At 72.1% G+C, this 5,904-nt stretch carries 6 protein-coding genes; all 6 read left to right on the plus strand.

Translation table 11 applies throughout. The annotated features are described in order from the left end of the window. Nucleotides 1–723, plus strand: a 723-nt coding sequence (bioH, locus tag CKO41_RS17605) for a pimeloyl-ACP methyl ester esterase BioH (protein WP_200383212.1), incomplete at its 5' end; no start/stop codon positions are given. Further along, nucleotides 720–1,595, plus strand: a complete 876-nt coding sequence (bioC, locus tag CKO41_RS17610; RefSeq protein ID WP_200383213.1) for a malonyl-ACP O-methyltransferase BioC — start codon at nt 720–722, stop codon at nt 1,593–1,595. The genes bioH and bioC, both read left to right, overlap by 4 nt. Then, on the plus strand, nt 1,592–2,272 hold the full coding sequence (gene bioD, locus CKO41_RS17615; protein ID WP_200383214.1) for a dethiobiotin synthase: 681 nt from the start codon (nt 1,592–1,594) through the stop codon (nt 2,270–2,272). The genes bioC and bioD overlap by 4 nt, the downstream gene beginning before the upstream one ends. Before the next feature lie 269 nt (nt 2,273–2,541). Then, complete coding sequence (gene bchF, locus CKO41_RS17620; protein ID WP_200255240.1) at nt 2,542–3,048, plus strand: 2-vinyl bacteriochlorophyllide hydratase; 507 nt, start codon at nt 2,542–2,544, stop codon at nt 3,046–3,048. Then, the gene (locus tag CKO41_RS17625) at nt 3,045–4,325 is read left to right on the plus strand and encodes a ferredoxin:protochlorophyllide reductase (ATP-dependent) subunit N (RefSeq protein ID WP_200383215.1); all 1,281 of its coding nucleotides are present in this window, start codon (nt 3,045–3,047) and stop codon (nt 4,323–4,325) included. The genes bchF and CKO41_RS17625 overlap by 4 nt, the downstream gene beginning before the upstream one ends. 4 nt (nt 4,326–4,329) lie before the next feature. After that, nucleotides 4,330–5,904: ferredoxin:protochlorophyllide reductase (ATP-dependent) subunit B (gene bchB, locus CKO41_RS17630; protein ID WP_200255236.1), on the plus strand; the 1,575-nt coding region annotated here is incomplete at its 3' end.

The following is a 5,904-nucleotide window of genomic DNA, read 5'->3' on the forward strand; positions in this document are numbered from 1 at the left end:
AACACGGGGGTCTGGGAGGGGCTGCCGGCGGGGTTCGCGGCGCGCGTGCGCGAGCACCGCATCGCGCTGCCCGGCCATGGCGGGAGCCCGCTCGGGGCCGACCCGGCGACGCTGGCGGAATGGGCCGATGCCTGTCTCGCGGCGGCCCCGGAGCGGGCCGTTTGGGCCGGCTGGTCGCTCGGCGGGCTGCTCGCGCTGGCCGCGGCGCTGCGCGCGCCCGAGCGGGTCGCCGGCCTGATCCTGATCACGGCGACGCCGCGCTTCGTGCGCGGCCCCGACTGGCCGCAGGCGATGCCGCTCGGCACCCTGGACCAGTTCCAGGCCAACCTGCTGGCCGATCCGCCGGGGACCCTGGAGCGCTTCCTCGCGTTGCAGGTGCGCGGGAGCGACGGCGCCGTGACGACGCTGCGCCGGCTGCGCGCGGCGATCCACCGTCACCCGCCGCCGCTGCCCGAGGCCCTCGCCGCGGGGCTGCGGCTGCTGCGGGAATCCGACCTGCGCGACGAGTTGGCGCAGCTCGCCTGTCCGAGCCTGTGGCTCTTCGGCGCCCGCGACACGCTGGTGCCGGCGGCCCTCGGCGAGGCGATCCGTGCGCGGCTGCCGACCGCCCAGGTGCAGGCGATCGACGGCGCCGGCCATGCCCCCTTCCTGTCCCATGCGGCGCCGTCGGCGGCGGCGATGGGCGCCTTTCTGACCCAGGTGCTGACCGAGGTGACCGCTTGACACTGCCCACGATCGACAAGGCCGCGGCGCGCCGCGCCTTCGGGCGGGCCGCGCCGCGCTATGACGGGGCCGCCGTCCTGCAGCGCGAGATCGCCGATCGGATGCTGGAGCGGCTCGACTACATCCGCCTCGAGCCGCGGCTGGTGCTCGACCTCGGGGCCGGCACCGGCTATGCGATCGACGGTTTGCAGCGCCGCTTCCGCGGCGCCCGGGTCCTGGCCCTCGACTTCGCCGAGGGGATGCTGCACCAGGCGCGTCGGCGCGGCAGCTGGCGGCGCCGGCCCGAGTGCCTGTGCGCCGATGCCGAGCACCTGCCGCTCGCCGACGGGACGGTCGACCTGATCTTCTCGAACGCGACCTTCCAGTGGTGCAACGACCTCGCGCGGACCTTCGCCGAGTGCGCGCGGGTGCTGCGCCCCGGTGGCCTGCTGCTGTTCTCGACCTTCGGCCCGGATACGCTGAAGGAGCTGCGTGCCGCCTGGTCGACGGTCGACGGCCACCCGCACGTGAGCGGTTTCATCGATATGCACGACATCGGCGATACGTTGCTGCGTGCGCGCCTCGCCGATCCGGTCATGGACGTCGAGCGTCTGACGCTGACCTACGAGCGGGTCGCCGACCTGATGCGCGACCTCAAGCAGCTCGGCGCCAGCAATGCCGCGAATGCCCGCCCGCGCGGTCTGACCGGGCGGCGTCGGTTGGCGGCGGTCGAGGCGGCCTACGAGGCCCAGCGCGCCGCGGGGCGCCTGCCGGCGACCTACGAGGTGGTCTACGGTCTGGGCTGGGCGCCGCTGCAACGCCCGGTCGCCGACGGCGTCGCAGTGCCCCTCTCGGCGATCGGCCGCCGCCTCGGTGGCGGGGGCGGGCGGTGAGCGGGCTCTTCGTCACCGGCACGGATACCGATTGCGGCAAGACCGAGATCGCCCTCGGCCTGATGGCCGCCTGGCAGGGCGAGGGGCGGGTCGTGCTCGGCATGAAGCCGGTCGCCTCCGGCTGCCGCGTGACCCCGGCCGGGCTGCGCAACGCCGATGCCGAGCGCCTGCTGGCCCAGGGCAGTCGGGCGGTCGACTACCGGCTCGTCAATCCCTATGCCTTCGCCCCGCCGATGGCCCCGCACGTGGCCGCCGCGCAGGCCGCATGCGAGATCGACCTGGAGGTCATCGCCGCGGCCTACGCCGAGCTCGCCGCGGCGGCCGAGCGGGTCGTCGTCGAGGGGGTCGGGGGCTGGCGCGTGCCGCTCGGCGGCGGGCGCTTCGTCGGCGACCTGCCGCGACGGCTCGACCTGCCTGTCGTCCTGGTCGTCGGGCTCCGGCTCGGCTGCCTCAATCATGCCCTGCTGACGGCCGAGACGATCGCCGCCGAAGGGGCGCGGCTCATCGGCTGGGTCGCCAATCGCGTCGATCCGGCGATGGCCGCCGCCGAGGAGAGCCTCGCGACCCTCGAGGCCCTGATCGCGGCGCCCTGTCTCGGGGTCGTGCCGCGGCTCGGGGCGCCGACGCCGGCGCGCTGTGCGGCGCACCTGGACCTCGGGGTCGTCGCGCGGCATTGATCTGCAACAAGGCGGAGCGGGTGGCAGAGCGGATATCCTTGAAAACCCGGCTCGAACCCGAGTCGGCCTGCCTGGTTCGGCACCTGGCGCCCCGCGCGAGGCGGTGGCATTTCGATCGCACCTTCGGTAGCCTGACGCGCCCGCTCGGGGCGCCGTCAAGAGACCGTCTTTGTCAAGCGCCGTTTACGTTAAGTTTAGTTGACAGATGCGGGCGTGCGTTCTAAAGTCGCCGAACGCGAAGCCTGTCCAGCGAGAACGAGAGCCGTACGATGCCACGTCGGGCCCCGCCCAATCCAGACCAACTCCTTTATACCCCGGAAGAACGCCGACGCCGCGATGCCTCGCCCTGGACGATCGTCCAAGGGGTGCTCGCGCCGCTCCAATTCATCGTCTTCCTGGTCAGCCTGGGCCTGGTGCTGCGCTACCTGGCCACCGGCGAGGGGTTCGAACTTGCGACGGCCTCGATCGTCCTCAAGACGCTGGTCCTCTACACCATCATGGTGACCGGCTCGATCTGGGAGAAGGAGGTCTTCGGCATCTACCTGTTCGCGCGCCCCTTCTTCTGGGAGGACGTGTTCAGCATGCTGGTGATCGCGCTGCACACGGCCTACCTGGTGGCGCTGTTCGCCGGCGCCGACCCGCTGATGCAGATGTACATCGCGCTGGCTGCCTACCTGACCTACGTGATCAACGCGACCCAGTTCCTGCTCAAGCTGCGCGCCGCGCGGCTCCAGCAGAAGGCCATCGACGCCGGCACGGTCGGGGTCGCCGAATGAGCGCTGCCGGGTCGTCGGGCCGCGGCGCGCCGCCGAGCGAGCTCCAGATCTGCCACGAGCAGGGCCAGCGGGAGGTCTTCTGCGGCCTGGCGGCGATCGTCTGGCTGCATCGCAAGATCCAGGACGCCTTCTTCCTCGTCGTCGGCTCGCGCACCTGCGCGCACCTGCTCCAGTCGGCCGCCGGCGTGATGATCTTCGCCGAGCCGCGCTTCGCCACGGCGGTCCTCGAGGACCGCGACCTGGCCGGCATGGCCGACTGCAACGACGAGCTCGACCGCGTCGTCGGCCAGCTCCTCGCGCGCCGGCCCGACATCGGCACCCTGTTCCTGGTCGGCTCCTGTCCGTCCGAGGTCATCAAGCTGGACCTGGAGAAGGCCGCCGAGCGGCTCGCCCAGGCCCACGGCGGGCGGGTGCGGGTGATCGCCTATTCGGGCAGCGGGCTGGAGACGACCTTCACGCAGGGCGAGGATACCTGTCTCGTCGCGATGGTCCCGCAGCTGCCGGCGGCGCCGGCGGGCGAGGACTCGCTGCTCGTCGTCGGCGCCCTCGCCGATACGGTCGAGGACCAGTTCCGGCGGCTCTTCGATGAGCTCGGGATCGGTCCGGTCCACTTTCTCCCGCCGCGCCGCGGCTCGGCGCTGCCGCCGGTCGGTGCCGGCACTCGCTTCCTGCTGGCCCAGCCGTTCCTCGGTGAGACGGCCCGTGCCCTCGCGGCACGCGGCGCGACACATCTGCCGGCCCTCTACCCGTTCGGGGTCGAGGGGACGCGCGCCTGGGTGCTGGCCGCGGCGAGGGCCTGGGGCATCGCCGACGAGCGGTTCGAAGCCGTCATCGCCGCGCCGGTCGCGCGCGCCGAGCGGGGCCTCGCCCACTACCGCGAGCAGCTCGCCGGGAAGCGGATCAGCTTCCTGCCGGACGCCCAGCTCGAGATCCCGGTCGCCCGATTCCTCCAGCGCGAGTGTGGAATGCAGCCGGTCGAGGTCGGTGTACCCTATCTCGACCGTTCGGTGATGGCCGACGAGCTGGCCTTGGTGCCGGCCGACGTGCGCCTCACCGAGGGGCAGGATCTGGAACGCCAGCTCGATCGCCTGCGCGCCGATCGGCCGGATCTGACGGTCTGCGGTCTGGGGCTGGCCAATCCGTTGGAGGCCGAGGGGCTGCGGACGAAGTGGTCGATCGAGCTGGTCGTGGCGCCGATCCACGGCTTCGATCAGGCGGGCGATCTGGCCGAGCTCTTCGCCCGGCCGCTGATCCGCCAGGCACGGTTGGTGGCGTGACGCGATGCAGTTGACGGTCTGGACATACGAGGGCCCGCCCCATATCGGCGCCATGCGCGTCGCCGCCTCGATGGAGGGGGTGCACTGCGTGCTGCACGCGCCCCAGGGCGACACCTACGCGGATCTCCTTTTCACGATGATCGAGCGGCGCCCGTCGCGCCCGCCGGTCACCTACACGACCTTCCAGGCGCGCGACCTCGGTCGCGACACCGCCGAGCTCTTCCAGTCGACGCTGCATGCGACCTACGAGCGTTTCCGTCCGCGCGTCCTGCTGATCGGCGAGACCTGCACGGCCGAGTTGATCCAGGATCAGCCCGGGGCCTTGGCCGAGGGCATGGGCCTGCCGGTCCCGGTGATCCCGCTCGAGCTCTCGGCCTACAGCCGCAAGGAGAACTGGGGCGCGAGCGAGACCTTCTACTGGCTGGTGCGCACGCTGTTGAGCGGGCGGCCGACCGAGCGCGCGCCGCGCCCCGCCGGGCAGCGGCCGCGGGCCAATCTGCTCGGTCCCACGGCGCTCGGCTTCCGTTGCCGCGACGACGTCGTCGAGGTGACTCGGCTGCTCGAGGCGGTCGGCGTCGAGATCAACGTCGTCGCCCCGCTCGGGGCGACGCCGGAGGACCTGCTGCGCCTGCCGGAGGCCGACTTCAACGTCTGCCTCTATCCGGAGGTCGGCGAACTGGCCGCCGAGTGGCTCGGGCGGCAGTTCCGCCAGCCGCTGGTGCGCACGGTGCCGATCGGCGTCGGCGCGACGCGCGAGTTCCTGCGCGAGGTCGCCCGGGTCGCCGACATCGAGATCGACCTCGGGCGGTTCGAGTCGCGTCTGTCCTGGTACTCGCGGTCGGTCGATTCGACCTACCTGACCGGCAAGCGGGTCTTCATCTTCGCCGATGCGACCCATGCCCTGGCCGCGGCGCGCGTCGCGAGCGAGGAGCTCGGCCTCACGGTCGTGGGCCTGGGTACCTACAGCCGCGAGTTCGCCCGCGACCTGCGCGAGCTGGCTGCGACCCTGGGCTGCGAGGCCTTGGTCACCGACGATTACCTCGAGGTCGAGGCGCGGATCGCCGAGCTGCACCCGGAGCTGGTCCTCGGCACCCAGATGGAGCGGCATACCGCCAAGCGCCTGGGTATCCCCTGCGCCGTCATCTCGGCGCCGGTGCACGTGCAGGACTTTCCGGCCCGCTATGCGCCGCAGATGGGCTTCGAGGGGGCCAACTGCCTCTTCGATACCTGGGTCCATCCGCTGATGATGGGGCTCGAGGAACACCTGCTGACGATGTTCCGCGAGGACTTCGAGTTCCACGATGCGGCCGTCCCGTCCCATCTCGGCGGTGGCGACGGGTCGAAGGCCGCGCGGCCGTCTGCGGCCCAGTCCACGCCGGAGTCCACGCCGGAGTCCACGCCCGAGCAGGCGGCGCCGGGCGAGCCCATTTGGTCCCCCGCAGCCGAGCAAGAGCTCGGCAAGATCCCGTTCTTCGTCCGGGGCAAGGCGCGGCGCAACACGCAGCGCTATGCACGCGAGCGGGGGTTGGAGACGATCACAGTCGAGACGCTCTATGAAGCCAAGGCCCATTTCGGACGC

The sequence above is a fragment of the Thiococcus pfennigii genome, from assembly GCF_016583835.1.
GTDB lineage: Bacteria > Pseudomonadota > Gammaproteobacteria > Chromatiales > Chromatiaceae > Thiococcus > Thiococcus pfennigii.